Source organism: Streptococcus sp. HSISS2, from assembly GCF_000448665.1.
Lineage (GTDB): Bacteria > Bacillota > Bacilli > Lactobacillales > Streptococcaceae > Streptococcus > Streptococcus raffinosi.
The window spans coordinates 2,359,081-2,360,810 of record NZ_CM002133.1 but is presented as its reverse complement, the minus strand read 5'-3'; the positions used below and the strand labels follow the sequence as shown (position 1 = coordinate 2,360,810).

The window sequence follows — 1,730 nt, the reverse complement described above, 5'->3', positions numbered from 1 at the left end:
AAAGTGGTAGTAACCAATACAGTTACTTGTGTTGGTTTGCTGAGTGGCCACTGGGCTAACCCAACCAGTGCCTTCAGTAACCTTAATAACTGTGTTGTTAGTTCCAACTGCTTGACAGATACTTGTAAGGTCTCCCGGTTGGTAAGCTGACACGTCGATAAAGTAATTATCCTGTGTCATCCCGTCAAACGGCAATTCGAACCATCCAACCATTTGTTGACTTGGCGCACTCCAATCAATATAGCTGAAATTACCAGCGCTATCGAGGTTACGAGTTACCTTTCGAGTCCACCCGCCATTCTCCAAGCAATCAGCGTTTCCATCAATATTCTGTTCGATGGTGGTAACTGTACCGTCTGAGTTTTCTGCTGCAATAAAACCGATATGACCGAACTGGTGATATGGTAAGCAGTTAGTTACCCATACACTACCGACAGGGGGATTGTTAGAGCCGTTAAAACGTGTGACTTTAAGTCCTAGACTTTCAGCACGGCTCAACCCGTCAATGGCGTTCATGTAGCTGAAATCATAGTTAAACAAGCCAGCATATTGTAAGACATAGTCAACTAAAGCGGCACATTGCCCACCGTAAGGGTTAGTCGGCACCGTGACACGTTGATTCACAAGACTATCAAGAGTGTTTAATAACTGTGTTTTCGTTGTCATGTTTCTCCTTTCTATTTCAATGAAATCTTGTTGTTATCTGTAGATTAGACTAGTCCTCACGAGGCGCGTGATAGTTCAATGCTTGCTCGCTATCTGCCACACCCTTTGTAGTTGGGTCTGTAACGATACCGAGGATAACCAAGATCACAACGAAAGTATTTACACCCTCTTGGATATTGCTTGGAATGTGAAGTCCGAATTGCTGCAACATGAGAAATACTGCTGAGATAAGAGCAATAAGAGTGGTTTTGTTTTGCAAACGTAGTTTAAAATTAATCATTTTCTTTTTCTCCTTTTTCTTCCTCAGATTCTGAGGTCAAAATAAATTTTTCTTTATCGATGTTTTTCTTAATATACTTGTCAAAATAGGGAATTTCCACGCCCAATGCTGACAAGTTGGCTAAGATACTAGAGCCATAAGCTGCAATCATGGCAAAAATAAATGTATCTATCAAACTTCCTAAGTTCATAAAAACAGCAAACGGATAGAAGATTACTACAAAAAAGATCATAGCCGTATGACTTACTAGACCTTTACGGAATTTTGAACTTGAAAGCTCATGAAAAGCCCACGCTCTGGAAACGCCTAAGACAATATCGCAACCGATAATCACAATCAGCAAAAACACCCATAGATGTTCATCGATACCGTACTCATAAAATTCTTTGACAACATCAAAAATCCCAAAAATACCATTTGGTTTGTGCATTGATTAAGCTCCTGTTGTTGTTGATTCTGCCAAAACTTCATCTTCAATTTTGTAACGCAAATCACGCAATGCACGTTCGTCTGTACGCATTTCTTGACGATGTTTAGCGTAAAGTTCTGCATTAAGCAGATTTTCTTGAACCGTAGAAACCGCATTGGAATCTATACTGATAAATGTTTGCTTGACAAGGATTGTAGCTCCTTCTTCTTCGATATTAAATTCTGCATTGATTGTACGTTGTTTTGTAATTTTAAGTGACATATTATTTTTCCTTTCTTTATCATTTTTCAATTGGATATTCATCTTCCGTGATGTAAGTTACTGTCCCTGTGTAGACTGCGTTTTCTGAATCTT

General features: G+C 39.3%; 4 protein-coding genes. All 4 read right to left on the bottom strand.

Annotated features, from left to right (window positions below; all coding sequences use genetic code 11):
- The coding region (locus HSISS2_RS11255) for a CHAP domain-containing protein (protein ID WP_134981469.1) at positions 1 to 666 on the bottom strand (666 nt) is incomplete at its 3' end.
- Positions 667 to 715: 49 nt separating this feature from the next.
- Positions 716 to 946 (bottom strand): phage holin, encoded by a 231-nt coding sequence (locus HSISS2_RS10530; protein ID WP_021146654.1) that lies wholly within the window; start codon positions 944 to 946, stop codon positions 716 to 718.
- Positions 939 to 1,376 (bottom strand): phage holin family protein, encoded by a 438-nt coding sequence (locus tag HSISS2_RS10525; protein WP_021146653.1) that lies wholly within the window; start codon positions 1,374 to 1,376, stop codon positions 939 to 941. The genes HSISS2_RS10530 and HSISS2_RS10525 overlap by 8 nt, the downstream gene beginning before the upstream one ends.
- Positions 1,377 to 1,379: 3 nt before the next feature.
- Entirely contained in the window at positions 1,380 to 1,637 is a 258-nt protein-coding gene (locus HSISS2_RS10520) for a hypothetical protein (protein ID WP_021146652.1), read from the bottom strand.
- Between the last annotated feature and the right edge of the window lie 93 nt (positions 1,638 to 1,730).

Bases quoted from the DNA above. Each gene is read 5' to 3' on its own strand.
- HSISS2_RS10530 (WP_021146654.1), bottom strand. From the start codon at position 946: ATGATTAATTTTAAACTACGTTTGCAAAACAAAACCACTCTTATTGCT.
- HSISS2_RS10525 (WP_021146653.1), bottom strand. From the start codon at position 1,376: ATGCACAAACCAAATGGTATTTTTGGGATTTTTGATGTTGTCAAAGAA.
- HSISS2_RS10520 (WP_021146652.1), bottom strand. From the start codon at position 1,637: ATGTCACTTAAAATTACAAAACAACGTACAATCAATGCAGAATTTAAT.